Here is a 26601-nt window from a genome sequence, read left to right as displayed (position 1 = left end):
TCGCGATGCCGCAGCGCCACCGCCGCTCAACTACCGCCGGCCGTCGCCGGATCGTCGAAGAAGTAGTCGCGCCACGACTTCGGCTCGTTGCGGATCGCGCCGGTGCGATACATGAACTGCGCGAGCTTCAGGGTGTTCTCCGGGGCCGTCTTGAACTGCACCTGCGGATTGCGCAGGATCTTCAGCAGCAACGCGCGATCGATCTTCGACCCGTTCACGCGGATATAGGTGTCGGCCGCGCGCTCGGGATCGGCCGCGATCTGGCGCGCGGCGTCGGCGAGCGCGGCGACGAACGCGCGGTACGTCTTCGGGTTGTCGTCGCGGAATTTCCCGGTCGCGTACAGCACCGTCGCGGAGCTCGGGCCGCCAAGCACGTCGTAGGAATTCAGCACGATGTGCGCATTCGGATTGCCCGCGAGTTCCTGCTCCTGGAACGGCGGATTGCCGAAGTGGCCGGTAATCACGTTGCTGTTCGCGAGAATCGCGGCCGTCGCGTCGGGATGCGGGATCGCCTGCGTCAGCGGATCGAGCTTGTCGAACTGCTTGTCGCCCCACTGCTTCGCGGCCGCGTACTGCAGCACGCGCGACTGCACCGACACGCCGACGGCCGGCACCGCGATGCGGTCCTTCGCGCCCAGGTCGGCAATCGTCTTCACGTTCGGGTTGCTGCTGACGAGGTAGTACGGAAAATTGCCGAGCGACGCGACGCCCTTCACGTTCTGCCGGCCGCGGGTGCGATCCCACACGGTCAGAAGCGGCCCGACGCCCGCGCCGGCGATGTCGACCGCGCCCGACAGCAGCGCGTCGTTCACGGCCGCGCCGCCCGACAAGCGCACCCAGTCGACCTTGATGTCGAGGCCGGCCTTGCGCCCTTCCTTCTCGATCAGTTGCTGGTCGCGCGCGACGTTCAGCATCAGGTAGACGACGCCGAACTGCTCGGCGATGCGGATGCGGCCTTCCGCGTGCGCGGCTTGCGGCGTGCCGGCGGCGGCGAACGCGAGCGCGGCGGTGAGCGTGGCGGCCAATGCGCGGCGCGCGGACAGGGTCGTGCGGCGCAGGGCCGGCGAAAGCGGAAACGACATCGGAACTCCGATGAGAATGAGGCGGCGGAACAAGGACGTGACGCTCAGAACGGCGCGTCGCCTTCGATCGTCGTGCGATACAGCTTGCGGCGCAGATGGTCGGGCGTGCCGGCCGCGAGATGCATCAGCGAGCGGTTGTCCCAGAACACGAGGTCGTGCTCGCGCCAGTGGTGACGATACAGATGCTCGGCACGCACGCTGTGCACGAACAGTTCGTCCAGCAGCGCGCGGCTTTCGTCTTCGGGTAAATCGACGATCCGCGTCGTGAAATGCTCGCTGACGAACAATGCGTTGCGGCCCGTTTCCGGATGCGTGCGCACGACCGGATGCACCACCGCCTCGACCTGCGCGATCTGCTCGGCCGACAGGTTCGGCCGCCACGGGCTGCGCGCCTGCAGTTCCGCATAACGGGCGAGATACGTATGCTCGGCGCGCCGACCCTCGATCGCGCGGCGCAGGTGCGCGGGCAGCGTGTCCCACGCGAGATGCATGTTCGCGAACAGCGTGTCGCCGCCCTCCGCCGGCAGTTCCTGAGCATGCAGCAGCGAGCCGAGGCTCGGCCTTTCCTTGTACGACAGGTCGGAGTGCCAGAAATGGCCGGCATCGCCGAGCCCGATCGGCTTGCCGTTCTCGACGATGTTCGACACGATCAGCACTTCCGGATGCCCGGCCAGCGCGAACTGATGCAGCACGTGGATCTGCAGCGGGCCGAAGCGGCGGCTGAACGCGATGTGTTCGTCGGGCGTGATGCGCTGGTCGCGAAACACCAGCACGTGATGGTCGAGATGCGCGCGATGAATCCGCGCGAAATCGGCGGCGCCGAGCGGTTGCGACAGGTCGATGCCGACGACTTCGGCGCCGAGCGGCGCATCGAACGGGACGATGTCGAATCGCTGCGCGCCGGCCTCCGGCGGCAAGGCAGGCCGATGGCCGGCGGACGTCGATGCGGTGCGGATGGCGGGTGTCGTCACGATACAGCTCTTGATTCGGTAAAAATGCGAATCTACGAGCGCGTGCCGAACTGCGTCAACGAAGCGATTCGGATACGTTTATCTGCTGTGGCGATAAAGATCGCTGCTCGGGCGGCGGGCCTGCCGGCCGGATCGCACACCCCGGTCCGCCCCGGATCGTCCGGCACGCTCCTGCGCGCCTCGTATCTGCAGAATTTACAAACCCGGCCTCACCCGGCACCGCCCGCACGGACCGCGGCCGTGCCGCAAGGCCGCCCGGCCTCGTCACGCGCGCGGCACGCAGCTTGCTCACGCCCGCCAGGATATGGCGGCGCCACGGAATCGACGACCGCCGTCGGTATTGCGTGGTCGTGAGCTATGAAAACTGCCTCTCCCCTGCTGGAATCGGCGCCAATGCGGGCCGATCACTTCGTCCAGTTCTACGAGAACGACACGCAACTCGTGTCGGAAGTCGCATCGTTCGCGGCCGATGCGCTGCGCGACGGCGGCAGCGCGATCGTGATCGCGCGGCCCGACCGGCTCGCCGCGGTGCACGAACGCCTGGACACGCTCGGCGCGTCGATCGGCGACGCGGTTCGCGACCGGATCTTCATGTCCGGCGCGCAGGCATTGCTCGACAGCTTCATGGACGGCGACTTGCCCGACCCCGCGCGCTTTCACCGCTCGATCGGCATGATCGTCGAAGCGGCGGTCCGCGCCGGCCGGCCCGTGCACGCGTTCGGCGAAATGGTCGCGCTGCTGTGCGCGCAGAACCGGTACGCCGGGGCGCTGCGGCTGGAAGCGCTGTGGAACGAGCTGATCGAGCGATACCACTTCTCGCTTTACTGCGGCTACCCGCACGATGCGTTTCCGAGCGCCGAGCAGTCGGAGATGTTCCGCCACGTGTGTGCGCTGCACCGCCGCATCCTGCCGGCCGCGTCGCTGCGCAACGACGCCAACGAGCTGCACCTCACGCTGGCGCTGTCGCAGCAGCGCTCGCGCGCGCTGAGCGACGAGATCCGCCGCCGCGAGGACGCCGAACAGCAACGCAACGGCGTCCTGATGCACGCGCCGTTGCCGATCGCGCTGCTGTCGGGCCCCGAGCACCGGATCGCGCTCGCGAATCACCGCTTCTCGGCGCTGTGCGGCCGGACCGACATCGTCGAGCAACCGCTGACGGCGGTGCTGCCCGGCGGCGATACGCCCGCGATCGTGCGGGCGCTCGAAGCCGCCCGCGCGCAGGGCCGTTCGACGACGATCGGCGAACACCGCGACCGGCCCGAACCGGAGGACGGCGCGCGCGTGTACCGGCTGCATTTCAATCCGCAGCCGCTCGCGGACGGGCTCGGCGTGATCGTCAGCGCGGTCGAGGTGACCGAGCACGTCGCCGCGCGCGAGAAGCTCGTCGCCGCGAACACCGAGCGCGACCGGCTGCTGGGCGAGCTGCGCGATGCGAATCAGGCGAAAGACCAGTTTCTCGCGGTGCTCGGCCATGAGCTGCGCAATCCGCTGACGCCGATCTCGCTCGCGCTGGAGCTGATCCGCAACCGCGACGGCCAAGCGACGCCGAACGAGATCGCGATCATCCAGCGGCAGCTCGATCACATGGTCCGGCTGATCGACGACCTGCTCGACGTGTCGCGCATCACGCGGGGCAAGATCACGCTGAAAAAGGAAACCGTGCGGCTCGCGGATATCGTCGACCGCGCGGTCGAGATCGCGAGCCCGCTGCTCGAGCAGCGCCGTCACCGCCTGCATGTCGACGCCGATCCGGACGCGTGCTGCCACGGCGACCCGGTGCGGCTGTCGCAGGCCGTCGCGAACCTGCTGACCAACGCGGCGAAATACACGCCGACGGGCGGCGACATCACCGTGCGCGCGGTGCACGGCGCGGACGGTACCGCGACCATCGAGGTCTGCGACAACGGCGCCGGCATTCCGCCCGACCGCCTCGACAGCATCTTCGAGCCGTTCTACCGGCTCGGCGGCGAGACGAAGCAGGCGCACGGCGGCCTCGGCATCGGCCTCGCGCTGGTGCGAAGCCTCGTGACCCTGCACGGCGGCACGGTGCGCGCGGACAGCGCCGGACCCGGCTGCGGCAGCGCATTCACGATCGCGCTGCCCGAGTCCCGGCCGAAAGCGGTCGCGGTTGCGGTGGTCGCGCCGCAGCCGCCGCCGGGCATCCGCGACATGGCGCCGGGCAGCATCGGCCGGCGCGTGATGCTGGTCGACGACAACGAGGATGCCGCGTCGACGCTCGCGCAATGGCTGCGCGAGGCCGGCCACGAGGTCGCCGTCGTGCACGACCCTGTGTCCGCGCTGGCCGCGTACCGCGCGTACCGCCCCGACGTCGCGATCCTCGATATCGGGCTGCCGGTGATGGACGGCTACGAGCTGCTGCGACGGCTGAAGGCGATCAACGAAGTCACGCCGTGCATCTTCCTCGCGCTGACCGGTTATGGCCGCAACGCGGATCGCGAACGCTGTCTCGCGACCGGGTTCCTGCAGCATTTCGTGAAACCGGTCGACCCGGCCGCGCTGCATCTCGCGATGAGCCGGCCGGGGACGAACGGCGATGCGCACGACGGCGCCGGCGCGGAAGCCGGACGCTGAACGCTGAACGCTGAACGCTGAACGCTGAACGCTGAACGCTGAACGCTGAACGCGGTACGGAGTGTGCAGCACGGTACGGGGCACGCAACCCGTCGACGATCGAGCGGCCGCCTTCGACTCAGTTCTCCGCCGAACAGCGGACCGACGTCAGGCCGGCCGATTCGACGATCCGGATCAGTTGAAGCAGCATCCCATCGGCGTTGACCGGTTCGCGCCACTGCACGAACAGTTCTTCCTCGCGCAGCGCACGCGCGGCCGTTTCGCGAACGCCGCGTGTGCGGCACGCGAAGCCCGCGGCGTGCAGCGCGGTCGTCAGGCGGTCCCGCGCCGTCGAGCCGGGTTCGTACTCGACGGTGATCAGTGCCGTCCTGACGCTCCGCACACGTTGCTCGACCAAGCGCAGCGGCCACACCACCAGGAGCCCGAGCACGAGCCCGAGCGCGCCGAGCGACAGCTGGCCGCCGCCGATGCACAGTCCGACGACCGTGACGAACCACAGCGTCGCGGCCGTGGTCACGCCGGATACGAGTCCGTCACGATGCAGGATCGCGCCGCCGCCGATGAAGCCCATCCCGGTCAGGATGCCGAGCGGCAGCCGCATCGGGTCGAGCACCGAGAACGCGCCTTCCGGCTTGCCGGCCTGCAGCAGCAGTGCATTGACCTGCAGCATCGACAGGCACGCGGCCAGACAGACGAGGATCGTCGTGCGCAGCCCGGCCGTCTTGCCGGATTCGCTGCGATCGAGGCCGATCAGTCCGCCCGCGACCAGCGCGAGCGCGATCCTGACGAGGACCGCATTCCACTGAAGTACGAGCGGCATCGGCTCCATGCGCGCCTCCCCTGCAAATCGTCGAGCGTGATACGCCGCGGCACGACCGCGGACGACGCTGGTGGGACGCAAGGTCCGGGCCCGGTTCGCGCGTGCGGTGCGCGGCGCCGGATAGCCTTCTTCCCCGTATCCGAGCGAATACGAAAACAACCTGTGCCACGATTTCGCGACTCCCGGTTCCCGATCGGGTACGGAGCGACGCATCCATCCCGACGATCACCACTCCGTTTCCGAACGGATACGAAATGATGCCCGGATCGGCGAGCTGTGCAATACTGTTCCCGATCAGATACGAAGCACGGAGAACGTCATGTCGGAATCCCAGTCCGTCGACACGATCGGCGCGCTCGCCCACCTCATCCGCGCGGCGCGGCTCCAGCAGGGGTTCACGCGCGACGAACTCGCGAACGCGACCGGGCTGTCGCCGAAATTCATCAGCCAGGTGGAAGCCGGGAAGCCGACCGCGCAGATCGGCAAGGTCATGCTGCTGCTCGGCGAACTGGGCGTGCGCCTGTACGCCGCGTCGTCGGTCGAGATTTCGGAAGCCACCGCGCTGAAGGCCGCGCAACGCCGCAGGAGCAGCCATGGCGGCTAGAACGCTGATCGCCTCCGCCAACGGCGTGCGCATGGGCACGCTGACCGACGACAAGGGCATCTGGTCGTTCGCATACGACCCGCAATGGCTCGCGTCCCCGACGGCCTATCCGCTGTCGCCGGCGTTCGCGCTGCGCGCCGGCACCTTCACCGACACGTCGACCGATCGCCCGGTCCAGTGGTTCTTCGACAACCTGCTGCCCGAGGAGGGCATGCGCACGTCGCTCGCACGCGAGGCGAAGGTCGACGCCGCCGACGCGTGGGGCCTGCTCGCGTACTTCGGGCGCGAATCGGCCGGCGCGCTGACGCTGCTGGCCGAAGGCGAACAGGAAGCGCCCGGCAGCCTGCAGCCGCTGCCGCTCGACGAGCTCGAGCGCCGGATCCAGGCGATGCCCGAGCGCGCGCTGACGGCCACGGCGCCCAAGCGCATGTCCGCGGCCGGCGCGCAGCAGAAGCTGCTGCTGGTGCTGCGCGGCGACGCGCCCGACTACGCGCTGTACGAGCCGGTCGGCAGCGAGCCGTCGATGCATCTGCTCAAGCCGGACATGCGCGCGGCCGGCTATCCGCACTCGGCGATCAACGAATTCTTCAGCATGAAGCTCGCGAGGAAGATGGGGCTCGACGTGCCCGACGTGCACTTCCTGCGCGCGCCGTCCGCGTGCTACGTGATCGACCGGTTCGACCGCGACGTCGCGTCGGCGCCGGCCGGGCGCGTGCATATGATCGACGCGATGCAGCTGCTCAACTACGACCGCGGCTTCAAGTACCAGCGCGCGAATGCGCAGGAGCTCGCCCGCGCAATCGACCGCACCAGCACGCGCGCGCTGGCGCGCCTGTCGGTGTTCCGCTGGACCGTGTTCAACGTGGTGGTCGGCAATGCCGACGCGCACCTGAAGAACCTGTCGTTCTTCGTCGACGCACGCGGCTACCGGCTCGCGCCGTTCTACGACATCGTCAGCACGGTCGTGTATCACACGCCGACGCACCGGCCCGACCATCGCGGCGATCATTGGCCGCACTGCGAGCTGACGATGCCGCTTGGCAACGCGACGCGGTTTGTCGATATCGATGCGGACGCGCTGATCGCGTTCGGACAGGCGCTCGGGCTCAGGGAGAAGGCCGCCGCGAGCGAACTGCAGCGCTTTCTCGAACCGCTCGATCGCCACGTCGCGCAGACGCTCGATGAAGTGCAGGTCATCGCGCGCCCGGACGCCGGGGAAATGCGGTTGCTCAATTCAATCGTCGCGATGCCGATCGCGGAGATGGGGCGCGCGCTGCGGCGCACGCGCGGCCGTACCGCATCCTGATCGATCGCAGTCAAGCGATTGAATATCAATCGAAGTTAATGTCGATATATCAATCGCTATTAGTTTAGCTTTACAACTTAATCACCCCTCACCCGGCACCGACACTCAAAATACAATATTCGCTATTACTATGCAGTCCATAGTGCCTTCTAGCCATTGATGCATTTTTTAATATCTGACATGCTCGAAACGTGTCGGCGGCGCATGGGATGTAATTGAAATGAACGAATTTGGTGTTGAAAATGAAACGAACCCCGCATGCAATACAGTCGACCCGGATCTTGCGGCTCCCAGGCGTTCGAACACAGGAGCTTCGGTTGTTTCGTCAGACAAGACTCGCCCCGCGAGCGCGGACGCGCTCGAGATCATCCGCCTGATCGATGTTCTTCAGACGCCGGCATGCCATTTCGACGGGAACGGGGAAATCATCGGCATCAACGACGCATGGCTTGCCTACGCGGATCGCCCGGTCGGAACCACGCATCGAGTCCAATGGATCGAGTTGATCCATGCACAGCACCGATACACGGCGCTATCCACACTTCGCGCTGCACACCCCGACTCGGACCATGCATCGCTGGAGTGCCGACTGGTAGGTTCCCGCGGCACCGACCAATGGTTCATCGTCAATCTTCATCGCGTTGGCGCCGGGTGGCTTTGCACGTGTACGAACATCCATGACCTGAAGGTCAAGGAAGGCGAGCTGAAGCAGCGCGCATCGATACAATCGGACATGCTCAACGTCAGCATCGATTGCATCAAGCTGATTTCGCCAGCAGGCAATTTGCTGCACATGAATCGCTCCGGATGCCTGGCATTAGGCGTCGATGAAGACTCCGGCTTCGGCATGCCCTGGCTGCCGTTGTTACCCGAAGACGTCTGGCCCGCGGGCAATAGCGCACTGGATTGCGCGAGGCGCGGTGTATTCGGCAGATTTGACGGGCGCAGCGAACTCCCGGGACGCGATATTCAATATTGGGACAATATGCTGACGCCGATATTGGATGCCGACGGAAAGACGACTGCGATTCTATGTGTTTCGAGAGACGTCACGCGCGAGCGCCTCGCGCTCGATCTGCTTCGGCGTAACGAGGAAAGGCTCGCGATCGCGACGCGTGTCGGAGGACTGGGCATCTGGGACTACGACATCGCATCGGACACACTGCAATGCGACGAGAACTGGTATCGAATCATGGGTCGTGCTCCGGGCAATCCGATCACCTCGATTGACCAGTTTCGCCCGTTTATTCACGTGGACGACGTCGACAAGGTCATTCAAGTCACGCAGACCGCGAAAGCGTTCATTTCGTCCGGCAGGGATTATCGGTTCGAGTATCGCGTGGTTCGGCCCAATGGTGAAATCCGGTGGGTTCAGTCCACGGTCTATCCGCAGAATGAAAGCGGAATCACCACACGAACGATCGGCTTCGTGCTCGACGTGACGGAGATGCGTTTGGCGGAGCGTCGCCGCGAGGCGTGGCTGCACTTCATTTCCCACGACATGCGCTCGCCGCAATCGTCGATTCTGGCGTTGATCGATCTTCATCGAACCGGCGCACAACACACCGCCACACAGAGCCTGCTCGATCGAATCGCGTCGTATGCGCACCGGACGCTGGCGCTGGCCGACGACTTCGTTCTGCTGGCCCGCGCCGAGGCGCCGACCTGGTCCCTGATGGAAACGGATATCGGCAGCGTCGTGCTCGATGCGATAGACGAATTGTGGGCACTGGCTCAAGCGCGAAGCATCCGGCTCGACGTGAACATCGGGGACGACGTCTGCGTCGCACACGTGGAGCCCTTCCTGCTGGTACGCGCGGTCGTCAATCTCGTCAGCAATGCGATCAAATTCAGTCCGAGCAACACCACGGTAACGGTCAGCCTGTCCTGTGTCGAACACGGCTATGCCATTACGGTTTCCGACCACGGTCCCGGCATTTCCGCTGAAGCGCAGCAACGCCTGTTCGAACCTTTTCAACGCTTTCAGGCGGAGCCTTCTCGTTGCCCGCCCGGCACGGGCCTCGGGCTGGCTTTTGTGAAGACGATTGCCAAGCGGTATGGCGGCAGCATCAAGTTGCACACTCGTCCGGGTAAAGGCTGCACATTCGTGCTGACGTTGCCGATAACTTCGTCGCGGATGTTGCCGCCCGAGGCGCGATGATCACGAACCTTGCCTCGCTGCGCTGTTGACGTCCCGAACATCGACGCTTGGGCCAACGAGGCCCGATTCGAGCAGCGCCAGACGATCCGCGCCCTGAAAAATCGCGATGAGACTGCCACGCATCAATCACGACAAGATAAGTATTCTTATCACAATGCCACTGTTTTCACACGAAACTCGACCGCGAGCAAATGTGCCGAGCAACCCGATCCCTCGCCCGCTACCCCGTGCTTGCCGCATACGGCGTGACGAAACGCGAAGGCGCGCAAAGACGCGGCGATTCAGGCCCTTTGCAAAAGGTCTGTCGCCTGCTCGGCGTCGGCCAGCGAATCGAGCGCGAGATAAGCAATGAACTGCGAGCCGAGCACGGCAGCGGATACGCCGCGCAGATTAATGCCGCCGTCCGACAGTTTCTGGGTCAGCTCCGCGATGATCCCTAGCTGGTCCAGTCCCATCACACGGATGGAGTGCAGGCTTGCGGTCGTATTGAATCCCGCCTGGGTGGCTGCACGGATCTCCTTGTCTCCCTGCAGCGGCGCGACAAATACGACCCCTTTGCCAGGGGTTTCCGGTGTGCGCCGGGCGACGACGAATTGCAGATCTGCGCCGGCCGCCCGCAACGCGTTCAACACGCGCGCAAGACCGCCCGGCTTGTCCTCGATGGTGGCCGCCCAGACATCAACGCGTTCGACGAGCAGTTCCATGGCCCCTCCAGAGAATCGGACCTCGATGAACCAAATCTACGTCGCACATGACCCGCGAGCAAGTCCGCTTGCGCGAGGAGTGACATGCAGGCTGCCTAGGAATCCGATGATTTCGCCGACGGGGGGCTCAAGCCGAGCATGACCGCCTGCCGATGCTGCCATTGAACCAGTTCGTCGCGGAACTCATCGGATGATTGCACGGACGTCACCCGCAATGCTCCGGATTGAAAGGTTCTCGCAGCGTGCCAGAACGGTCGGACATCCGGTACGTCGCCGATGGCGGTAATCGGCAACTGGTACGTTCGATGCAGATGCGAAAGGAAGGCGAAACCATAGCCGCGGCGCCGCATCGACGGGCGAATCTCCAGTCGGTGGACGTATACCCGATCGGTTCGAGGCGCCAGGCTGTATGTTGCCGCGCCAACGGTGCCGCCGGACGCCGCCAGGATCGCGACTTCCCAGCCCGAATGCAGGGCCCCGTCGATGCCCGGATCGATCGGCCTGGATTGAAAGCGAATCATGGGAAGCCGGCGAAATTTGCGTCGCGCAAACAGAGACCGCAGATAGGAAAGCACGCTCAGCCTTTTGTCACGTCCGCAGCGGTACGCGCCCTCATGTTCGCGAGCGACTGCGATCCGCAGCCGCACGCTTCCGCGTTGACGGTTCCCCTATCAGACGCGATCGCTCACGACATGAACGACCCCGCATGGACGTCCGGATCAACGCGACCGTTCGTCGGATGGTGCACGCATCCTGCGCCGATGCACGCTCGTTCAGTGGGATGGCGCGATCCGGCAGGCCATCAGAAACGCCTGGAACTCGATTTCCCATGCCGCGTCGCGCACGTCGATTTCGAAACCGGCGAGACGTTTCATTTCAACACTCAGATACACGGCGCTGAGCAATCGAGGCGGCACGCCCTGCGCGAAACAGCAGCCATCTGCATCGAGAAGCAGGCGCGGGTGGTGTCGGAACCGCACACTGGCCACCGAGATCGGATCCATCACATGCCTGGCCGATTCCCGCGGATACACGAAGGCCAGATGGATACCGGCTGCCGCCAGCCGTTCGCCCGCATCATGGAAGCGGTGGACCATCTGGAAACCGCGCTCGCCGCCACGCCCGACACCGACGACGATCAGCCCCCGGTTTCCCGCGACCTCCGGCAAGGATACGGGCCGCCGATCAGGCAGCAATAGCATCCCATCCAGATCGAACATGTCGACTACCTCCGCGAATCCGCCCTCAATTCCGGCGATCGGCGGCAAGAAGATATTATAAGACAGCGTTAACCAAATGTGTATTTCATTATAATGATATGCGCATCAGTCCTTGATGCTTGGCCCGTCCGAATCGGCCACGCTGGCGGCCAGGGACGCGAACGGCAGCGGCCCGGCGTGACGATCGACGCGGTCGAAATCGATCCGGAAGTGATCGCACTGCGCGACGTGTTCAGGATTCCTGCGGAAAATGTGCCCGGTTCGAGCCGACCGCCCGGCGCATGAAGGAGGGAGAGCACCGCGGCCCAAAGCGGCTGATCCAGCACGCGCAAGGACACGCACACCGGGAAATCGACGTCCGGACGTCTTGCGAACTCAGCCCGCGCGACGCTTCATCCGCTTGCCGAGCGCGCTTTTCGTCTTGTAGCGCACGCCGTGTTGCTCGAGATACTCGCGAATCAACTGCCGCAGGTATTTCGCTCCACCTGATGCGGGCTCATGCCCCGCGGTCAGGCCGATAGAGATAGTCGAGCACGTCGTCGACAACGGGCACGATCGCCAGCGTGACGAGCGCCGCGGCAAGCGGCACGGTCGACACGTAGCCGACATGCTTGAAGCCGATTGCGCCGGCCAGCCCCCCGACGAAGAACGACGCCAGCATCGTTCCGTGAATCCCGAGCTTCGTGCGGTTTGCGATCACCGCATGCGCGTGCACGTCCGCATTCGAGCGATTCCAGTAAAAGAGCTTGCCGAGTTCGATGCCGAGGTCCGTCACGATGCCCGTCATGTGCGTCGTGCGGATTTCCGCCCCCGACAGCTTGGTGATCATCGCGTTTTGCAGCCCCATGATGAAGCACAGCAGGATGACCGTGACCGGCATGAAGAACGCCTCCCACAGCGCGAGATGGCTGCCGAGCAGCCCGAACAGGAGCAGCAGCGCGGCTTCGACCAGCAGCGGCAACACATACTGACTCTGCAGGCCGCGGCGCCGCCCCCAGTTGACGAGCACCGCCGAGCAGCCGGCGCCCACCAGGAACGACGCGAGCGAACCCACACCGGCCAGCACGAGCCGGATGTCGCCCAGCGCCGTCTGATCCGCAATCGCCGACACGATCCCGCTCATGTGGGACGTGTACTGCTTGACCGCGAGGAAACCACCGGCATTGGTTGCGCCGGCGACAAAGGCAAGCGAAAACCCGAGCTGGCGGTTCGCGGCCGCGCTGCGGTGTTTTCCCGTCAGGCTTCGGAAGTACTGCGCTGGCATAGGATCTTCCCTTATTCGCCCGGCTCGGGGGCAACGACGCGCCGAGCGGAGCCCGGAGCGCCGCGACAAACCGCCACGGTCACCCGTTCCACCCGGGGAGCCATGAGACTTTCATGATAACCACATTATCATACCTTGTTATCCTGGTTCGTCTTTCGGTGTCATAATGCGAGCAGGGATACGTCGCGGGACATGCGGCCATTCCAACCACCTCGTCCAACCCGAGCGTACTGGAGACATTCCGGATGGCACCCGTGCCGGTCGTCCATTTCGTCCTGCTGGCCGTGGCCGCGTGGCTCGTGGTCGGCACGCTGGGGTTCGGGGCGCTGCGTCGCACGCGACTGGTGGCCCATGCCCTTTTCCCGCTCGGTGCGCTGGTCGGACTGCTCGTCGGCGCGGCGGGCCTCGCCGGCATCTTTGCCGAGCCGTCGGCCGCGGTGCTGCCGATCGGACTTCCCGGTTTGCCCTTTCATCTTCGTCTCGACCGCTTGTCCGGCTATTTCCTGTTCGTGCTCGGCCTCGTCAGCACGGGGATCGGCGCCTTTTCAGCCGGCTACTTCCGCAAGGGTGAAGGATCCCCGCCGGGGCTGATCTGCTTCGAATACCACACCTGCCTCGCAAGCATCGCACTGGTGTTGATCGCGGACGACGCCTACGTGTTCATGGTCGCCTGGGAGACGCTGACGCTGTCCGCGACGTTTCTCGTCATGACCAACCACCGGATCGGCGAGATCCGCCGGGCCGGTTATCTGTATTTCCTGATCTCGCACGTCGGCGCGCTCGCGCTGCTGCTCTGCTTCGGCATTCTGCAGGCGCGCACCGGCGACTACACCTTCGCCAACCTGCGCGCGCAGTCGCTGGATACCCTCCCCGCGTCGTTCGCCTTCCTGTTCGCGCTCGTCGGGTTCGGTGCGAAGGCCGGGATCTTCCCGCTGCATGTGTGGCTGCCGGAGGCCCACCCCGCGGCGCCGTCGCCGGTCTCGGCGCTCCTCAGCGGATTCGTGCTGAAAGTCGGCCTGTACGGCCTGCTGCGCGTCCTGTTCGACCTGTTGCACGTGCAGATCGCGTGGTGGGGCGTGCTGCTGATCATGATCGGCGTCGGCACCGCGTTGCTCGGCGTCGTGTTCAGCACCATCCAGGTCGACATGAAGCGCCTGCTCGCCTATTCGTCGATCGACAACGTCGGCCTGATGATCGTCGCGCTGGGTCTCGCGGTGCTGTTTCGCGCGTACGGGATGACGAGCCTGTCCGCGCTCGCGCTGACCGCGATGCTCTACCAGGTCGTCGCGCATGCGGCATTCAAGAGCTTGCTGTTCCTGGGCACGGGCGCCGTGCTCCACGCCACCGGCGAGCGCAATCTCGGCAGGCTCGGCGGACTGATTCGCTTCATGCCGTGGACCGCGTGGGCCGTGCTCGCGGGCGTCGCGGCCAGCGCGGGCCTGCCGCCGCTCAGCGGTTTCGTGGCCGAGTGGCTGCTGCTGCAGGGCTTTCTGTTCGCCCCGCAGTTGCCGGATTCGGTGCTCGCCATGACGGTGCCGATCGCCGCCGCGCTGATCGCCATGTCGGCGGCGCTGGCCGGCTATACGATGGTCAAGTTCTTCGGGATCGTGTTCCTCGGGCAGCCGAGAGAAGCGAAGCTGAACCGCGCCCGCGACGCGAACACGTGGGAACGGCTCGCGTTCTGCTGGTTCGCGGCCGCCAGCGTGCTGCTCGGGCTGATGCCCGCGCAGTTCGTCAAATTGCTGGATCGCGTCACGCACGCGCTGGTCGGCGCCGGCGTCGGCGCGGACAATCATGGCTGGCTGCTGTTCGCGCCCGTGTCGGCCGCTCGCGCGAGCTACATGCCGGCGGCGTTCATGCTGTTCTTCATTGCATGCTGCGGGCTCGCATGGGTGCTGGTGCGGCGTTTCTATCACGGCCGGCTGCGACGCGCGGCGCCGTGGGGGTGCGGCTTCCCGTTCACGACCGCGCGCATGCAGGATACGGCGGAAGGATTCGGGCAGCCGATCCGCGAAATCTTCGCGCCGCTGCTGCGCATCGAACGGCACTTGCCGTCGCCATTCGACGCACAACCGGCCTACCGGGTGTCGGTGACCGATCGCACCTGGTCCGCACTCTACGCGCGCATCGCGGCGCTCACGCAACGCGCCGCCGACTGGGCGGGTCGCCTGCAGACGGGCAAGATCGCGGTATACCTCACATACAGTTTCGTCGTGCTGATCGTGCTTCTGATGTTGGTGAGACGATGGTAACCCTGTCCGGCGTCATCTCGCAGACTCTCGAAATCGTGATAGCGATCGCGGCCGCGCCATTGCTCACGGGCTGGGTCAACCAATGCCGCGCGTGGCTGCAGAATCGGCGCGCGCCGTCCATCTGGCAGCCCTACCGGATGCTCCACAAGCTGTTCAACAAGGAATCGGTCATCGCGTACGGCGCGAGCCCCGTGTTCCGCGGCGCGCCCTATGTCGTCTGGGCCGCCATGACGCTCGCGTGCGCGATCGTGCCGACACTGTCGACCGAGTTGCCGCTGTCGCCCGCCGCCGATGCGATCGCGCTCGTCGGCCTGTTTGCGCTCGCGCGCGTCACGCTGTCGCTCGCGGCAATGGACGTCGGCACGGCGTTCGGCACGCTCGGCGCCCGCCGCGAAATGCTGATCGGCTTCCTCGCGGAGCCGGCACTGCTGATGGTGCTCCTGTCGGCGTCGCTGATCACGCAGTCGACGCTGCTCACGAGCATCGTCGCGACGCTCGGCCGCGGCGAGCTCACGATCTATCCGAGCCTGGCATTCGCCGGCATCGCATTCACGCTGGTCGCGCTCGCCGAAAACGCCCGGCTGCCTGTCGACAATCCGACCACTCACCTCGAGCTCACGATGATCCACGAGGCGCTGATCCTCGAATACTCGGGGCGGCACCTTGCGTTGATGGAGTGGGCGGCGAGCCTCAAGCTGTTCGCGTATTCGTGCATCGGCCTCGCGTTGTTCGTACCCTGGGGCATCGCGAATGCGGGCGATCCGGTTGCGCTGCTGCTGGCGGTGCCGGTACTCTTCATCAAACTGACGGCAGGCGGTGTCGCGCTCGCCGTGGTCGAGACGGCCAACGCGAAGATGCGCATCTTCCGGGTACCGGAATTCCTGGCGACCGCCTTCCTGCTGGCGGTGATCGGCATGCTCGTCCACCTGCTGCTGGGGGCATGAATGCACGCCTACGCGACCCAACTGATCAATTTCCTCGCGGCCGTGCTGCTGATGCTGTCGTTCGCGATGCTGAGCCAGCGCCGGATCCTGTCGCTGATCCATCTGTATACGCTGCAGGGCGTCGCGCTCGTGTCGGCGAACCTGATCCTCGGCTTCGTCACGAACGACGTGCACCTGTATGTGTCCGCCGGGCTGACGCTCGTGCTGAAGGTCGGCGTGATCCCGTGGTTCCTGTATCGGCTCGTTCGCCGGCTCGACGTCAAGACCGACGTCGAGCCGCTCATCAATATTCCGACCACGCTGCTGATCGGCATCGTCCTCGTGATCGTCGCGTTCAATGTCGCCGCGCCGATCAGCCAGCTCGCGACATCGGTCGCACGCGGAACGCTCGGCATCGCGCTCGCGTGCGTGCTGCTGTCGTTCATGGCGATGATCACGCGCGCAAAGGCCATTCCGCAGGTGATCGGCTTCCTGTCGATGGAAAACGGGTTGTTCTTCGCGGCGGCGGCCGCGACCAACGGCATGCCGATGATCGTCGAGCTCGGCATCGGGCTCGACGTGCTGATCGGCATCCTGATTCTGGGCGTCTTCATGTTCCAGATTCGCGAGCAGTTCGACAGCCTGGACATTCATCACCTCGAGAAACTCAAAGATGAATGACGCCCACGTCGTGCTCGCCGTGCTCGGCCTGCCGCTCGCGGGCGCTGCATGCCTCGCCTGCGTGCGATCGAGCCGGGTCGCGCGCCATCTGAACGTCGGCTTCAGCTTCCTGACGTTCGCGGCAACATGCGTGCTGGCCGCGCGCACCGTCGAGCAGGGCCCGTCGTTCGCATTCGGACGCGCGTTCTTCGTCGATCCGCTCAATGTCTATCTCGTTGCGCTCACGGCGTTCGTCGGCTGGACGACATCGCTGTTTTCCCGGCCCTACATGCAGATCGAGGAGGCGCGCGGCCGGATGACGGCCGCGCGGATGCGGCTCTATCACAGCATGTATCAACTCTTCATGTTCGCGATGCTGCTCGCGCTGCTGACCGACAACGTCGGCGTGCTCTGGGTTGCCATGGAAGCCGCCACGCTCGCCACCGTGTTGCTCGTCAGCGTGTACCGTACCGCCGCGAGCCTCGAAGCCGCATGGAAGTACTTCATCCTGTGCGGCGTGGGCATCGCCCAGGCGCTGTTCGGCACGATCCTGTTGTACCTCGCCGCGAGCCGGCAACTGACCGACGGCGACGCGTTGCTGTGGACGAGCCTGGCCGCGGTCAGGACGCAGCTCGACCCGACGATCGTGTCGATCGCCTTCGTGTTCCTGCTGGTCGGCTATGGGACCAAGGTCGGGCTCGTGCCGATGCATAGCTGGCTGCCGGACGCGCATGCCGAAGGTCCGACGCCGATTTCGGCGGTGCTGTCCGGCCTGCTGCTGAACGTCGCGCTGTATGCGGTGCTGCGCTGCAAGGTGCTGGCCGACGGCGCGCTCGGCAATGGCCTGCCGGGACGGTTGCTGATCGGGTTCGGGCTCGTGTCGGTCCTGGTCGCGTCGTTCTCGCTGTTCCGGCAGAAGGACGTGAAGCGCCTGTTCTCGTACTCGTCGATCGAGCATATGGGCTTGATGACGTTCGCGTTCGGGCTCGGCGGCCCGATCGCGACGTTCGCCGGGCTGCTGCACATGACGGTCCATTCCCTCGTCAAGTCGGCGATCTTCTTCGCGGTCGGCCATGCTGCGCAGAAGGCCGGCACGCAGGCGATCGACGGCATCCGCGGGCTGCTGCAGGTCAGCCCGACGGTCGGCTGGGCAATGATGCTCGGCGCGCTGGCGATTCTCGGCCTGCCGCCGTTCGGCGTGTTCGCGAGCGAATTCCTGATCCTGACGACGGCCATGAACACGCTCCCGTGGACCGCGCCGTTGCTGCTGCTCGGGCTCGCCGTCGCGTTCGCGGCGATCTTCGCGCGCGTGCAGCGGATGGTGTTCGGCGAAACGACGACGGCGACGGTGCTCGAGCACCGGCCGGCGCTGCTGCCGGTGTTCGTGCACCTGGGACTCGGCCTGATGCTGGGTCTGTACGTGCCGCCCTATCTGGCAATCTGGTATCGCCAGGCTGCAACGATGCTGGCAGGATAAACGATGCGACTCGACTCGATTCAGGCGAACGGCGCGACTCGCCTCCGGCACGAGGCAGGCCAGGTTCCGGCTACGGTGGTTGATGTCGACGAACCGCGCTGGCTCGACATCGCGCATGCGGCCCGGATGGAGGGAAGCCGGCTCGTGGCGATGTGGGGCGGCGAGACGCCCGGGTGCGCATGTTCGGTCAACGCGGCGTACGAATGCGACGACGGCGTCCTGTGGGTCCGTCTCGCGACCGGGCAGGAACCGCGCGCCGACGGCGACTATCCCGATCTCGCGGGCGTGTTTCCCGCCGCAGCGCGCATGCAGCGCGCCATTTTCGACCTGACCGGCCTGCGCGAGCGCGATGCGCGCGACACGCGCCCGTGGCTCAATCACGGCAACTGGCCCCGCGACTACTTTCCGCTGCGGAAGCAGGCAACCGGAATCGAGCGATTCGAATCGAGCGAAGCGGATTATCCGTTCGTGCAGGTTGCCGGCGACGGCGTGCACGAAATCGCGGTCGGGCCGATTCACGCCGGCACCATCGAGCCGGGCCATTTCCGGTTCTCCGTCGTCGGCGAGAAGGTGCTGCGGCTCGAGGAACGGCTCGGCTATGTGCATCGCGGCGTGGAGCGGCTGTTCGAACGGACGGCCGCCTCGAACGGCCATCGCGTGGCGGGCCGGATCGCCGGCGACTCGACCGTTGCGTTCTCGTGGGCCTATTGCATGGCGCTCGAGCAGGCATGCGGCACGTCCGTGCCCGCGCGCGCGCTGGTGCTGCGCGCGCTCCTGCTCGAGCGCGAGCGCATCGCCAATCACCTCGGCGACCTCGGCGCGCTCGGCAACGATGCCGGATTCGCGTTCGGTCTCGCGCAGTTCTCGCGGCTCAAGGAGAACTGGATACGGACCAACGGCGGCGTCTTCGGGCATCGCTACCTGATGGACCGGATCGTGCCGGGCGGGCTGGCCGTCGACATGGATCCGGAGGACGCGGCGGTCCTCACCGAACAGTGCGAACGCATCGCGCGCGACGTGCACGTGATGCGGAAGATCTACGAGGACCAGTCCGGGCTGCAGGACCGGTTTCTCGGCACCGGCCGATTGAATGCCGACGTGGTCGCGCATTTCGGCGTGCGCGGCCTGGCCGCCCGCGCCAGCGGCCAGACATTCGACGTGCGCGCGAACCTGCGGCCGGCCCCTTACCACGACCTGGCCGTCAAGGCGGCAAGCGATGCGCGCGGTGACGTCGCCGCGCGGGTCGCCGTGCGATTCGCCGAAATCGACGAATCGCTGCGCCTGATCGCCGAGCTGCTGGCGAATCTTCCGGAAGGGCCGATCGCCGCCGGCGTCGCGCCCGCGGCGGCGCCATCCATCGGAGTCGGCTGGGTCGAGGGCTGGCGTGGCGATGTATTCGTCGCGCTCGAAACCGCCGCGGGCGATGCCATCGCGCGCTGCCATTGCCACGATCCGTCGTGGCAGAACTGGCCGGCACTCGAGCACGCGATCATCGGCAACATCGTTCCCGATTTCCCGCTGATCAACAAATCGTTCAACCTGAACTACGCGGGGCACGATCTCTGATGTGGCAACTCATCCGTCAATTCGCGCGCACTGATTTTCCCGACGAACCCGTGCCGGCCATCGAAGCCGCCTGGCGACACGAGGCGCAGCAGATTCGTCAGGACATTCTCGACCTCCTCGGCCGCGCGATGTGCATCCGGCAGATCGACGCGGGTTCGTGCAACGGTTGCGAACTGGAGATCCACGCGCTGAACAACCCGTACTACAACATCGAAGGGCTCGGGATCAAATTCGTCGCCAGCCCGCGCCATGCGGACCTGCTGCTCGTGACCGGCCCCGTCACGCTGAACATGAAGGCCGCCGTGCTCGCCGCGTACGACGCGACGCCGGCGCCGAAACTCGTCGTCGCAGCCGGCGAGTGCGCGTGCACGGGCGGCATCTTTGCCGACAGCTATGCGGTGTGCGGTCCGGTTTCGTCGGTCCTGCCGGTCGATGTGACCATCCCCGGATGCCCGCCCCCTCCGATCGATCTGCTGCGCGGCATTTTGACCGCCTGCCGATCACGCGAAGTTTGAAGCGGATGCCCGTGGCAATCCTTCAGTCGGGCGATGCGGTCCGGATCTCCGCAGCCATGACGTCGTTTCGTTCGAACGCACGCCGATCCCGGCGCAAAGCGACAGAACGAACCGCGCGCGAACGGAAACAGGATGCCCACGCGCTTCGCGCCGCACGATATCCCTGAAACTTTTATTGAGACGAAGGAAACTGTATGGCTGAAAAAGGTAAAGACCAGATCGTTCGTGCGTTCCGCGCCGTCTTCCTGGCATTTCTCGGCGTCAACAAACGAAAAAATCTCGAAGCGGATGCCGCGCAGCTCAACCCCTTCGCTGTCGTCATTGCCGCGTTCGTCGCGCTTGGCGCATTCATTGCGCTGCTGTTGTTAGTCGTTCATTGGGTCGTGGGTTGACGACGCTCGCGGGAATGTCCCGCATCACCGCCCGATCGGCAGCCCCGTCGGTTCGATCCACCCGAGCCGGTACGCGATCAGCAGCGACAGGAACAGCGTGATCGACAACCCGACGCGCGCCGCCAGCGACCATGCCATCCGCTTGCTTCCGCCGCGGTCGTGATTCATGAAATACAACGCGAAAACCAGGCTTCCGATAATCATCACGAAAGCCGCCGAAACCAGCGCAATCTTCATTGTTTGTGTTCCTCCAGACCCGAATCGGCCTTCAGCAGTTCGTCCAGTCGTTGCCGCTCGGCAGCGACGTCGGCGACGCCCGACGCCGGCCAGTCCAGCGCCACGCCATTCCCCAGCGAATCGCGCACGAGCGTCTGGTAACGCCGGTCGCTGATCCGGCCCTGCTCCATCGCTTCCGATATCTCATGCCTGAACGGTAGCGGAAAGCTCGCGTATCCGCGCGACAGCGCCGCATATTGCCGCGCGTCGATCTCTTTCGACGACGGCACGACGGCCCACACCACGACGGCCACGATGGCTGCGAAGGGAATCGCCGTGTAGCGAAGAACGAACTTGATCGGGGTCATGAGGCGGATATCGAAGTAGCGGCGAAGTAGCAGCGAAGTGGCTGCGCACGCGGCCCGTGCGGAACCGGAAGCAGGACAACCGGTCGCGCGGACGACGGCGCCGCCCGGACAAGCCGGGGCCGGGAGTGCCGGCCGATATTGTACTTAAAGCGACTAACAGAGCATGATAATCTCGTTATCACATTGTGCAGATGAGGCGAGCAACCGGCGCCTTGGGCGGGCGGACCGCGCGGCGTGACGCTCGCGGCCATGCCCGTGATCGACGACCTGTTCGCGCGCCACGAACGCCGGTGTTGAACCCGCGCGCACGCCCATGGCGCATTCGGACACGACACCGAAAGCGGATGGATTATAATTTGATTAACATATCGACCACTCCTGCCTCACGATGGAAACGAAAACCGCCCGCCTGACCGTCCTGATCGACCCCGCCAAGAAAGAAGCGTTCGACATGCTCTGCGCGGAGCAGGATCTGACGCCGTCGCAAGTCGTGCGTCAGTTGATCCGCGAGTATCTCGACAAACACGGCGTCACGTACAAGACCAAGAGCGCGCTCGGCAAGCGGGTGAAGTAAGCACGGTCGAACCCACCGCGCCGTCAGGCGCAGATTTCCCATCGTGCATGTTCACGCGCGCGCCAGACGAGCCGCTCGGGATCGATGCATTCCCCTGCCTTCATGCGCCGGGCGGTGGACGACAGCTTGAGCTCGCCGGCCGATCCGAACGCCAGCGCGCGCTCGAGCAGGATCCGCAGCGACGGCAGCGGGTTGCCGTTCTTCCATGCGAACGCGATGAAGTTGTTGTCGTCGCCGCACGGCACCAGGGCGTACGAATCGTCGAACACCGCGCGCAGTTGCGCGAGATGTCGCGGCAACGCCGGATCGTCGTCCATGAAATTGATCGCGAGCACGCCCGTTTCGCTCAAGCGTGCACGGCACGTATCGAAAAAGGCGGTGCCCGTGCAGCGGCCCGGCATGCCGTCGGCGACGAACGCGTCGTGCAGGATCACGTCCGCCTGGACCTCCGGCCTTGCCACGTAGTCGGCGCCGTCCGCGCAGACCACCGCGAAGCGCGCGTCGTCTTGCGGAATCCTGAACACGTCGCGCAGCGCGATCACTTCCGGGTTGATCTCGACCGCGTCGATCGCCGTGTCGGGCAGGTGCCGATAGCAGTATTTTGCGAGCGATCCGCCGCCAAGCCCGATCATGCAGATGCGCGCAGGCACCGGCTGCAGCAGCAGGAAACCCATCATCACGCGCGTATAGCCAAGTTCGAGCCTGACCGGATCCTTCAGCGACATGAAGCTCTGCGTGCCGAAGTGGTCGAAGTGCAGCGACACCGCATGTTTCGTCTCGAGCACGAACGGACGGCCGTCGTTCAACGGCATCGCCAGGAACCGCAGGAACGCGTCATAGGAAATTCGATCCTCGCTCATGCTCGGCAGGCCCGGTTGATCGGAGCGTCGCTCGTACGGTGTGCGGTCATACCTTCTTCAGATAGCAGGCCTTCAGCATGAAGCCGCCCATGTCGGTCTTGCAATCGACTTCGTGATCGCCGCCGACGAGACGGATGCTCTTGACCTTGGTGCCCATCTTCAGCGTGATCGACGAACCCTTCACGCGCAAGTCCTTGATCAGCACGACCGAATCGCCGTCCGACAGCACGTTGCCGTTCGCGTCCTTGACGACGTCGCCCGCCGGTTCGTCGCCCGCTTCGGCGCCGGCGCCGGCCGACCATTCATGACCGCAGTCCGCGCACACGTACAGCGTGCCGTCCGGGTAGGTGTTTTCCATCGCGCATTGCGGGCAGGCGGGGGCGGCGTTCATTGCAGCTTCCATTCAGTGGGAGTTCGGGTCAATCGATAAAAAATGCCGGGCATGCAAGCACACGGCCCGGCTGCACGTGTCGCGCAGCCGTCGACAGACCGACAGGCCGGGCATCACGCACACAACATTATAATGCAATACACATAAACCGGTTGCCGTATTATAATCCTCCACTTTCGATCATTCGCCGGACTTGATGGCGGTTTCGCTGAGGATGTCGACATGTTCGAGATGAATGATGCCCCGGCACCGGGTGCACAACGCCCGGCGCCCCGTCGGGAAGCCGCGCGCCGCGCGGTCCCGCCGTGCTGCCGGCCGGCCATTGCACGCCGTTCCGGCAACTTTCCCCGAGGCTGATCCGCACCGTGGCAACCGTCGTCTACGTTGAAATCGGCCCCGCATGGAACCGCAGCCGTGCGATCGCGTCCCGTGACGCGATCGTCGCGGCGGCACACCGCTTCGAAAGCGACATCCTGCTGCTCGCCAACGGGCTCAGCGGCAGCGCGAAAGATGCGACGGCCATCGCGACGCTGCAGATGCATGGCGGCACGTCCGCGCAGGTGCTCGCCACCGGCCCCGACGAGGACGCCGCGCTCCAGGCGCTGCTGCCCTTGCTGCAGGCGGGTTGACGCTGCGTCGCCCGATCCCACGGCCTCGTGCCGTTCACCCTGAATCACCACTCTCCGAGGAAGCGATGAACGACAACGTCACGTCCAACACCCCCAACCTGTCCGCGTCCGCGCTCTGGGCGCTCGAGCGCCTCGCCGACGTGCGCTATGGCCGCGATGCGCCGGCGCTCGGCTGGTCGGTCGCGCAGGAACTCGTCGGCGCGGGCTTCGTCAGCCATGCCACGAATGGCCGCTCCGGCGCATCGATCACGGCGCACGGGCGGAACTTCCTGAAGAGCCGCAAGTAGGCATCACCGGCACGGGTGCGATGCCGCTTCATGGGAAGCACGTGGGCGTGTCGACGTCCTCCATGAAGCAATCCGCAGCCGGCCATCCGGGCGATGCGATCGCATTCCCCGCTGCACGCGGGGATTTGCGGCCGCGCCGAAGTTTCCGCGGTATCGTACGGGGCACGAACGCGGCGCACGACGCCGCCTTCGCCTTCCTTTCCCCATGGAACGCCCGATGACATCCCGCGCCCTGCCGCCCGTCACGTCCCCGCCGGTGCTCGACACCCCCCGCCTGATCCTCGAAGGCCATCCGCTCGGCGACTTCGACGCGCTCGCCGCGATGTGGGCCGAGCCGACCGTCGTCGCACACATCTTCAACGGCAAGCCGTCGGCGCCGCGCGACTCGTGGATGCGGCTGCTCGCGTATCGCGGGCTGTGGCCGCTGCTCGGCTACGGCTACTGGGCGATTCGCGAGAAGGCATCGGGCCGCTACGTCGGCGATCTCGGCTTCGCCGACTTCCATCGCGCGGTCGAGCCGTCGATTCGCGGCGTGCCGGAAGCCGGCTGGGCGCTCGCGAGCTGGGCGCACGGCAAGGGCTATGCGACCGAGGCGCTGTCGCACGCGCTCGGCTGGCTCGATGCGCAGATCCGGTTCGAACGCAGCGTATGCCTGATCGCGCCGACCAACATCGCGTCGATCCGCGTCGCCGAGAAGGCCGGGTATGCCGATCCGGTGCGGATCCGCTTCAACGACGCCGATTCGCTGCTGTTTTCGCGGGCGCGCCGGTAGGTAACCTCGATGCCGGACGCCGGTCGCTGCGGCGCGGCTATCGCGCGCGGGCCGTATCGGCTTGTTGCGGCGACGTCGTACCAACCGTAGCCCGCCCCATCGCCGAGCCGGTTGCCTGCCATCCGCCGCCCAGCGCCTTGTACGGCGCGCCGGGATCGGTCGTCGTCTGCAACGCGCCCTGCACCGCCTGCTGCCGCCCCTCGGACCATTGCCGCCCGGCGTCGGGCACGTCGGGAAACGGCGACAGCCCCTTCCGGTGACGATCGCGCGCGAGTTCCAGCGCGCCCTGCTCGGCCTTCACCACGTCATCGAGCGCAGGCCCGCGCGTCGGGTCGGTGCGGTAGACGGCCAGCACGTTGCCGACGGTAGACGCATAGCCGGCGCCTTCCTGGTCGCGCGTCGCGAGCCACCACGCGAGTCCCGCGGTCACCAGCAAGAACACCACCGCGCAGAGGATGATCAACGGTTTCCTGCCCGGCCACCAGCGTTCGCGCTTGCCTCTCCCGCCGTCGCCGTCGCCATCGCCGCCGGTGCGGCCGCCGCGATCGTCGTGCGGATGGCCGTCACCTCCGCCGCCGCCCGGCGCGTCCGTGCCGAGTGCGTCGTGCCAACCTTCCCCGGTGCGCCCGCCGTTGCCGCCGTCACCGGCACGGTAGACGGTCACGGGTGCAAGCCCGCTCGATGGCCCGTGCAGCAACGACGCAGCGTCCGCGCAGGGCTCGGGGAAGCCTGCCGACCGCCCCGGCGTGAACGCGCCGCGGAACACGACGCGAGATCGCTCACGAACGGACAAGGGAAACAGGATCGCAGCAGGCATGAGATATCGCTCGAGGCGGCAGTCGCGTTCGGTATTGCACTCGACTTCTTCAGGCCTGCAGGCGAGCAAACGGCGCACCCGGCCGGCGTGTCGTACGACGGATGCGGCGCGCACGCGCGATGCGCGCGATTCGCGATCCGATCATCGCGACAGGAGGCCACGATGACGCGATCGACCTCGCTCGACACCGACCCGCAAGGGCGAGACCACGGCGACAGCGCGCGCGGCCCCGAAGGCAAGCGCGACGGCACGGACACGCCGCCGCCACGCAGCGCGCACGAACCTGCCGAAGGCAAGCCGGAACCCTCCGACGACGGCGCGTCGGCACCTCGCCCCGACGAGCAATCGCACCGTACGCCGGCCCGCTGACGCGACGACACGCGCCAGGCCGCGGATCGTCCCTGTCGGCAGATGAATCGACATCACCGACGTGCGGCACAAACGACAATGCGTTGAAAAATCGCGGACGGCGCGTCTGACGCGCTGGTCTGATGCGCTGTGCAGGCGCATCCGCGTTTGTTCCGACGGGTAACCGGCTCACCTGAACATTGCGCCGCGCGAGCCCGCCGACGCAGCGCATCGTGCATCGGCTCGCGGCGCTGTGCGGGCTGCCCGGCCTGCCGCCGCTCGCCGCCGTCACGCGTCGGTCGGCCGCTCGCCGAGCGACGGGCTCGCCGGCTTGTTCGATTCGCGCGCGAGACCTTGCGCGAACACCTTCAACCCTTCGAGCAGCGGCGTCAGCGCATCCCACAGCGCTTCGTCGTGCAGCAACCGGTACGCGCCGCGCACGCCGGGCGCGACATGTTCGTGCTCGGCGGGCTTCCACGCGCCGATGTGATGCAGCGCCTCGGCGGCCGCGAATACCGCCTTGCCGAACTGCTCCGGCGGAATACGCGACAGCGCCATCACCAGCGCCGCAAGGTTCTGCGCGCCGCTTTGCATACCGGGCTTGTCGAACGCGCCGATGAACGTCTCGGCCATCTGCGCATTCGCGCTGACGACCTCGTTCGCGAAACGCAGGAAGCCGTGCCGATGCAGGCTGCCGAGCAGGCTTTCGAGCGCGTGGTGCGCATCGGGCTCCGGTGCGGGAGGCTTCGTGTCGGGGGATGGGCGATCGGTCATCAGCTGTTCTCCGGATGGGGCGCCGCGCGGCCGTCGCTGCGGCAGCCGCGTGTGCG

Annotated in this window: 28 protein-coding genes and 3 pseudogenes; 17 read left to right on the top strand and 14 right to left on the bottom strand. The window is 66.0% G+C overall.

What is annotated here, in order from left to right; translation table 11 throughout:
- Positions 1–26: 26 nt before the first annotated feature.
- Positions 27–1082: an ABC transporter substrate-binding protein gene (locus tag DIE06_RS08095; protein WP_124497661.1), complete on the bottom strand. Its 1056-nt coding sequence runs from the start codon at positions 1080–1082 to the stop codon at positions 27–29.
- 44 nt (positions 1083–1126) lie between these two features.
- Complete coding sequence (locus DIE06_RS08090) at positions 1127–2053, bottom strand: TauD/TfdA family dioxygenase (RefSeq protein WP_124660946.1); 927 nt, start codon at positions 2051–2053, stop codon at positions 1127–1129.
- A 393-nt stretch (positions 2054–2446) separates the two neighbouring features.
- Here DIE06_RS08090 and DIE06_RS08085 point away from each other — a divergent pair, with 393 nt between their 5' ends.
- Positions 2447–4645: an ATP-binding protein gene (locus tag DIE06_RS08085; RefSeq protein ID WP_124660945.1), complete on the top strand. Its 2199-nt coding sequence runs from the start codon at positions 2447–2449 to the stop codon at positions 4643–4645.
- A 118-nt stretch (positions 4646–4763) separates the two neighbouring features.
- On the opposite strand, the gene DIE06_RS08075 is transcribed toward DIE06_RS08085, so the two are convergent.
- On the bottom strand, positions 4764–5474 hold the full coding sequence (locus DIE06_RS08075; RefSeq protein ID WP_124660944.1) for an MgtC/SapB family protein: 711 nt from the start codon (positions 5472–5474) through the stop codon (positions 4764–4766).
- Between the two features lie 310 nt (positions 5475–5784).
- Between DIE06_RS08075 and DIE06_RS08070 the strand changes: the two genes are divergently transcribed.
- The 3 genes from DIE06_RS08070 to DIE06_RS08060 all read left to right on the top strand — a co-directional run bounded on the left by DIE06_RS08070 (position 5785) and on the right by DIE06_RS08060 (position 9536).
- Entirely contained in the window at positions 5785–6069 is a 285-nt protein-coding gene (locus tag DIE06_RS08070; RefSeq protein ID WP_124660943.1) for a helix-turn-helix transcriptional regulator, read from the top strand.
- Positions 6059–7375: a HipA domain-containing protein gene (locus tag DIE06_RS08065; RefSeq protein WP_124660942.1), complete on the top strand. Its 1317-nt coding sequence runs from the start codon at positions 6059–6061 to the stop codon at positions 7373–7375. The genes DIE06_RS08070 and DIE06_RS08065 overlap by 11 nt, the downstream gene beginning before the upstream one ends.
- A gap of 220 nt (positions 7376–7595) precedes the next feature.
- Positions 7596–9536, top strand: a complete 1941-nt coding sequence (locus tag DIE06_RS08060; protein ID WP_124660941.1) for an ATP-binding protein — start codon at positions 7596–7598, stop codon at positions 9534–9536.
- Positions 9537–9817: 281 nt separating this feature from the next.
- Here DIE06_RS08060 and DIE06_RS08055 read toward each other — a convergent pair whose 3' ends face one another.
- From DIE06_RS08055 to DIE06_RS08045, 3 genes are all read right to left on the bottom strand, one after another.
- Positions 9818–10240, bottom strand: coding sequence for an amino acid-binding protein (locus DIE06_RS08055; RefSeq protein ID WP_124660940.1), 423 nt, complete (start codon positions 10238–10240; stop codon positions 9818–9820).
- Positions 10241–10335: 95 nt separating this feature from the next.
- Positions 10336–10815 (bottom strand): GNAT family N-acetyltransferase, encoded by a 480-nt coding sequence (locus tag DIE06_RS38925; protein ID WP_260433555.1) that lies wholly within the window; start codon positions 10813–10815, stop codon positions 10336–10338.
- A gap of 198 nt (positions 10816–11013) precedes the next feature.
- On the bottom strand, positions 11014–11460 hold the full coding sequence (locus tag DIE06_RS08045) for a hypothetical protein (protein WP_124660939.1): 447 nt from the start codon (positions 11458–11460) through the stop codon (positions 11014–11016).
- A gap of 162 nt (positions 11461–11622) precedes the next feature.
- Between DIE06_RS08045 and DIE06_RS39525 the strand changes: the two are divergent.
- Positions 11623–11712, top strand: a pseudogene (locus DIE06_RS39525) (spermidine synthase); the annotation flags it as partial.
- Positions 11713–11835: 123 nt separating this feature from the next.
- Here DIE06_RS39525 and DIE06_RS38920 read toward each other — a convergent pair.
- Positions 11836–11940: pseudogene (locus DIE06_RS38920) on the bottom strand (CopG family transcriptional regulator); the annotation flags it as partial.
- A 16-nt stretch (positions 11941–11956) separates the two neighbouring features.
- Positions 11957–12724, bottom strand: coding sequence for a YoaK family protein (locus tag DIE06_RS08025; RefSeq protein ID WP_124660937.1), 768 nt, complete (start codon positions 12722–12724; stop codon positions 11957–11959).
- 245 nt (positions 12725–12969) lie between these two features.
- Here DIE06_RS08025 and hyfB point away from each other — a divergent pair, with 245 nt between their 5' ends.
- The 7 genes from hyfB (at position 12970) to DIE06_RS07990 (ending at position 20509) form a co-directional block, all read left to right on the top strand.
- A complete protein-coding gene (hyfB, locus tag DIE06_RS08020; RefSeq protein WP_124660936.1) occupies positions 12970–14976 on the top strand; it encodes a hydrogenase 4 subunit B in 2007 nt (668 codons plus the stop codon).
- Complete coding sequence (locus DIE06_RS08015; protein ID WP_124660935.1) at positions 14970–15920, top strand: respiratory chain complex I subunit 1 family protein; 951 nt, start codon at positions 14970–14972, stop codon at positions 15918–15920. The genes hyfB and DIE06_RS08015 overlap by 7 nt, the downstream gene beginning before the upstream one ends.
- Entirely contained in the window at positions 15921–16580 is a 660-nt protein-coding gene (locus DIE06_RS08010; RefSeq protein WP_124612091.1) for a formate hydrogenlyase, read from the top strand.
- Positions 16573–18036, top strand: coding sequence for a hydrogenase 4 subunit F (locus tag DIE06_RS08005; RefSeq protein WP_124660934.1), 1464 nt, complete (start codon positions 16573–16575; stop codon positions 18034–18036). Before DIE06_RS08010 ends, DIE06_RS08005 begins: the two co-directional genes overlap by 8 nt.
- A 3-nt stretch (positions 18037–18039) precedes the next feature.
- A complete protein-coding gene (locus tag DIE06_RS08000) occupies positions 18040–19602 on the top strand; it encodes an NADH-quinone oxidoreductase subunit C (RefSeq protein WP_124660933.1) in 1563 nt (520 codons plus the stop codon).
- A complete protein-coding gene (locus DIE06_RS07995) occupies positions 19602–20117 on the top strand; it encodes an NADH-quinone oxidoreductase subunit B family protein (RefSeq protein WP_124661067.1) in 516 nt (171 codons plus the stop codon). Before DIE06_RS08000 ends, DIE06_RS07995 begins: the two co-directional genes overlap by 1 nt.
- A 194-nt stretch (positions 20118–20311) precedes the next feature.
- Positions 20312–20509, top strand: a complete 198-nt coding sequence (locus DIE06_RS07990) for a DUF2970 domain-containing protein (protein ID WP_124660932.1) — start codon at positions 20312–20314, stop codon at positions 20507–20509.
- Positions 20510–20533: 24 nt separating this feature from the next.
- On the opposite strand, the gene DIE06_RS07985 is transcribed toward DIE06_RS07990, so the two are convergent.
- On the bottom strand, positions 20534–20746 hold the full coding sequence (locus DIE06_RS07985) for a DUF2909 domain-containing protein (protein ID WP_044843449.1): 213 nt from the start codon (positions 20744–20746) through the stop codon (positions 20534–20536).
- Positions 20743–21093 carry a hypothetical protein gene (locus DIE06_RS07980; RefSeq protein WP_124660931.1) on the bottom strand — a complete coding sequence of 117 codons (351 nt, stop codon included), beginning with the start codon at positions 21091–21093 and terminating at the stop codon, positions 20743–20745. The genes DIE06_RS07985 and DIE06_RS07980 overlap by 4 nt, the downstream gene beginning before the upstream one ends.
- A gap of 388 nt (positions 21094–21481) precedes the next feature.
- Between DIE06_RS07980 and DIE06_RS07975 the strand changes: the two genes are divergently transcribed.
- Positions 21482–21667 (top strand): ribbon-helix-helix protein, CopG family, encoded by a 186-nt coding sequence (locus DIE06_RS07975; protein ID WP_057927010.1) that lies wholly within the window; start codon positions 21482–21484, stop codon positions 21665–21667.
- 23 nt (positions 21668–21690) lie between these two features.
- Here DIE06_RS07975 and DIE06_RS07970 read toward each other — a convergent pair whose 3' ends face one another.
- Positions 21691–22527: a spermidine synthase gene (locus DIE06_RS07970; protein ID WP_124660930.1), complete on the bottom strand. Its 837-nt coding sequence runs from the start codon at positions 22525–22527 to the stop codon at positions 21691–21693.
- Between the two features lie 46 nt (positions 22528–22573).
- Entirely contained in the window at positions 22574–22918 is a 345-nt protein-coding gene (locus tag DIE06_RS07965; protein WP_044843445.1) for a zinc ribbon domain-containing protein YjdM, read from the bottom strand.
- Positions 22919–23226: 308 nt separating this feature from the next.
- Here DIE06_RS07965 and DIE06_RS07960 point away from each other — a divergent pair, with 308 nt between their 5' ends.
- The 3 genes from DIE06_RS07960 (at position 23227) to DIE06_RS07950 (ending at position 24606) form a co-directional block, all read left to right on the top strand.
- A complete protein-coding gene (locus DIE06_RS07960) occupies positions 23227–23547 on the top strand; it encodes an HPr family phosphocarrier protein (RefSeq protein ID WP_409364490.1) in 321 nt (106 codons plus the stop codon).
- A 65-nt stretch (positions 23548–23612) separates the two neighbouring features.
- Entirely contained in the window at positions 23613–23834 is a 222-nt protein-coding gene (locus DIE06_RS07955; protein ID WP_124660929.1) for a hypothetical protein, read from the top strand.
- 217 nt (positions 23835–24051) lie between these two features.
- Positions 24052–24606, top strand: a complete 555-nt coding sequence (locus tag DIE06_RS07950; protein ID WP_260433553.1) for a GNAT family N-acetyltransferase — start codon at positions 24052–24054, stop codon at positions 24604–24606.
- A gap of 37 nt (positions 24607–24643) precedes the next feature.
- Here DIE06_RS07950 and DIE06_RS38210 read toward each other — a convergent pair.
- A pseudogene (locus DIE06_RS38210) lies at positions 24644–24970 on the bottom strand (RND transporter); the annotation flags it as partial.
- Positions 24971–25585: 615 nt separating this feature from the next.
- Between DIE06_RS38210 and DIE06_RS07940 the strand changes: the two are divergent.
- The gene (locus DIE06_RS07940) at positions 25586–25792 is read left to right on the top strand and encodes a hypothetical protein (RefSeq protein ID WP_124660927.1); all 207 of its coding nucleotides are present in this window, start codon (positions 25586–25588) and stop codon (positions 25790–25792) included.
- Between the two features lie 267 nt (positions 25793–26059).
- Here DIE06_RS07940 and DIE06_RS07935 read toward each other — a convergent pair whose 3' ends face one another.
- Positions 26060–26545, bottom strand: a complete 486-nt coding sequence (locus tag DIE06_RS07935) for a DUF1641 domain-containing protein (RefSeq protein WP_124660926.1) — start codon at positions 26543–26545, stop codon at positions 26060–26062.
- Positions 26546–26601 lie beyond the last annotated feature (56 nt).

Origin of the sequence: Burkholderia sp. Bp8998 (assembly GCF_003854235.1) — a bacterium.
Classification (GTDB): domain Bacteria; phylum Pseudomonadota; class Gammaproteobacteria; order Burkholderiales; family Burkholderiaceae; genus Burkholderia.
This window is presented reverse-complemented; position numbering and strand designations above follow the sequence as displayed.

Coding starts and splice junctions, on each gene's coding strand:
- DIE06_RS07955 (WP_124660929.1), top strand. CDS start 23,613: ATGAACGACAACGTCACGTCCAACACCCCCAACCTGTCCGCGTCCGCG.
- DIE06_RS07990 (WP_124660932.1), top strand. CDS start 20,312: ATGGCTGAAAAAGGTAAAGACCAGATCGTTCGTGCGTTCCGCGCCGTC.
- DIE06_RS08060 (WP_124660941.1), top strand. CDS start 7,596: ATGAACGAATTTGGTGTTGAAAATGAAACGAACCCCGCATGCAATACA.
- DIE06_RS08070 (WP_124660943.1), top strand. CDS start 5,785: ATGTCGGAATCCCAGTCCGTCGACACGATCGGCGCGCTCGCCCACCTC.
- DIE06_RS08095 (WP_124497661.1), bottom strand. CDS start 1,082: ATGTCGTTTCCGCTTTCGCCGGCCCTGCGCCGCACGACCCTGTCCGCG.
- DIE06_RS08015 (WP_124660935.1), top strand. CDS start 14,970: ATGGTAACCCTGTCCGGCGTCATCTCGCAGACTCTCGAAATCGTGATA.
- DIE06_RS08075 (WP_124660944.1), bottom strand. CDS start 5,474: ATGGAGCCGATGCCGCTCGTACTTCAGTGGAATGCGGTCCTCGTCAGG.
- DIE06_RS08045 (WP_124660939.1), bottom strand. CDS start 11,460: ATGTTCGATCTGGATGGGATGCTATTGCTGCCTGATCGGCGGCCCGTA.
- DIE06_RS07975 (WP_057927010.1), top strand. CDS start 21,482: ATGGAAACGAAAACCGCCCGCCTGACCGTCCTGATCGACCCCGCCAAG.
- DIE06_RS07965 (WP_044843445.1), bottom strand. CDS start 22,918: ATGAACGCCGCCCCCGCCTGCCCGCAATGCGCGATGGAAAACACCTAC.
- DIE06_RS07935 (WP_124660926.1), bottom strand. CDS start 26,545: ATGACCGATCGCCCATCCCCCGACACGAAGCCTCCCGCACCGGAGCCC.
- DIE06_RS08000 (WP_124660933.1), top strand. CDS start 18,040: ATGCGACTCGACTCGATTCAGGCGAACGGCGCGACTCGCCTCCGGCAC.
- DIE06_RS07950 (WP_260433553.1), top strand. CDS start 24,052: ATGACATCCCGCGCCCTGCCGCCCGTCACGTCCCCGCCGGTGCTCGAC.
- DIE06_RS08010 (WP_124612091.1), top strand. CDS start 15,921: ATGCACGCCTACGCGACCCAACTGATCAATTTCCTCGCGGCCGTGCTG.
- DIE06_RS07970 (WP_124660930.1), bottom strand. CDS start 22,527: ATGAGCGAGGATCGAATTTCCTATGACGCGTTCCTGCGGTTCCTGGCG.
- DIE06_RS07940 (WP_124660927.1), top strand. CDS start 25,586: ATGACGCGATCGACCTCGCTCGACACCGACCCGCAAGGGCGAGACCAC.
- DIE06_RS08055 (WP_124660940.1), bottom strand. CDS start 10,240: ATGGAACTGCTCGTCGAACGCGTTGATGTCTGGGCGGCCACCATCGAG.
- DIE06_RS08085 (WP_124660945.1), top strand. CDS start 2,447: ATGCGGGCCGATCACTTCGTCCAGTTCTACGAGAACGACACGCAACTC.
- DIE06_RS08005 (WP_124660934.1), top strand. CDS start 16,573: ATGAATGACGCCCACGTCGTGCTCGCCGTGCTCGGCCTGCCGCTCGCG.
- DIE06_RS08025 (WP_124660937.1), bottom strand. CDS start 12,724: ATGCCAGCGCAGTACTTCCGAAGCCTGACGGGAAAACACCGCAGCGCG.
- DIE06_RS07985 (WP_044843449.1), bottom strand. CDS start 20,746: ATGAAGATTGCGCTGGTTTCGGCGGCTTTCGTGATGATTATCGGAAGC.
- hyfB (WP_124660936.1), top strand. CDS start 12,970: ATGGCACCCGTGCCGGTCGTCCATTTCGTCCTGCTGGCCGTGGCCGCG.
- DIE06_RS08065 (WP_124660942.1), top strand. CDS start 6,059: ATGGCGGCTAGAACGCTGATCGCCTCCGCCAACGGCGTGCGCATGGGC.
- DIE06_RS07995 (WP_124661067.1), top strand. CDS start 19,602: ATGTGGCAACTCATCCGTCAATTCGCGCGCACTGATTTTCCCGACGAA.
- DIE06_RS07980 (WP_124660931.1), bottom strand. CDS start 21,093: ATGACCCCGATCAAGTTCGTTCTTCGCTACACGGCGATTCCCTTCGCA.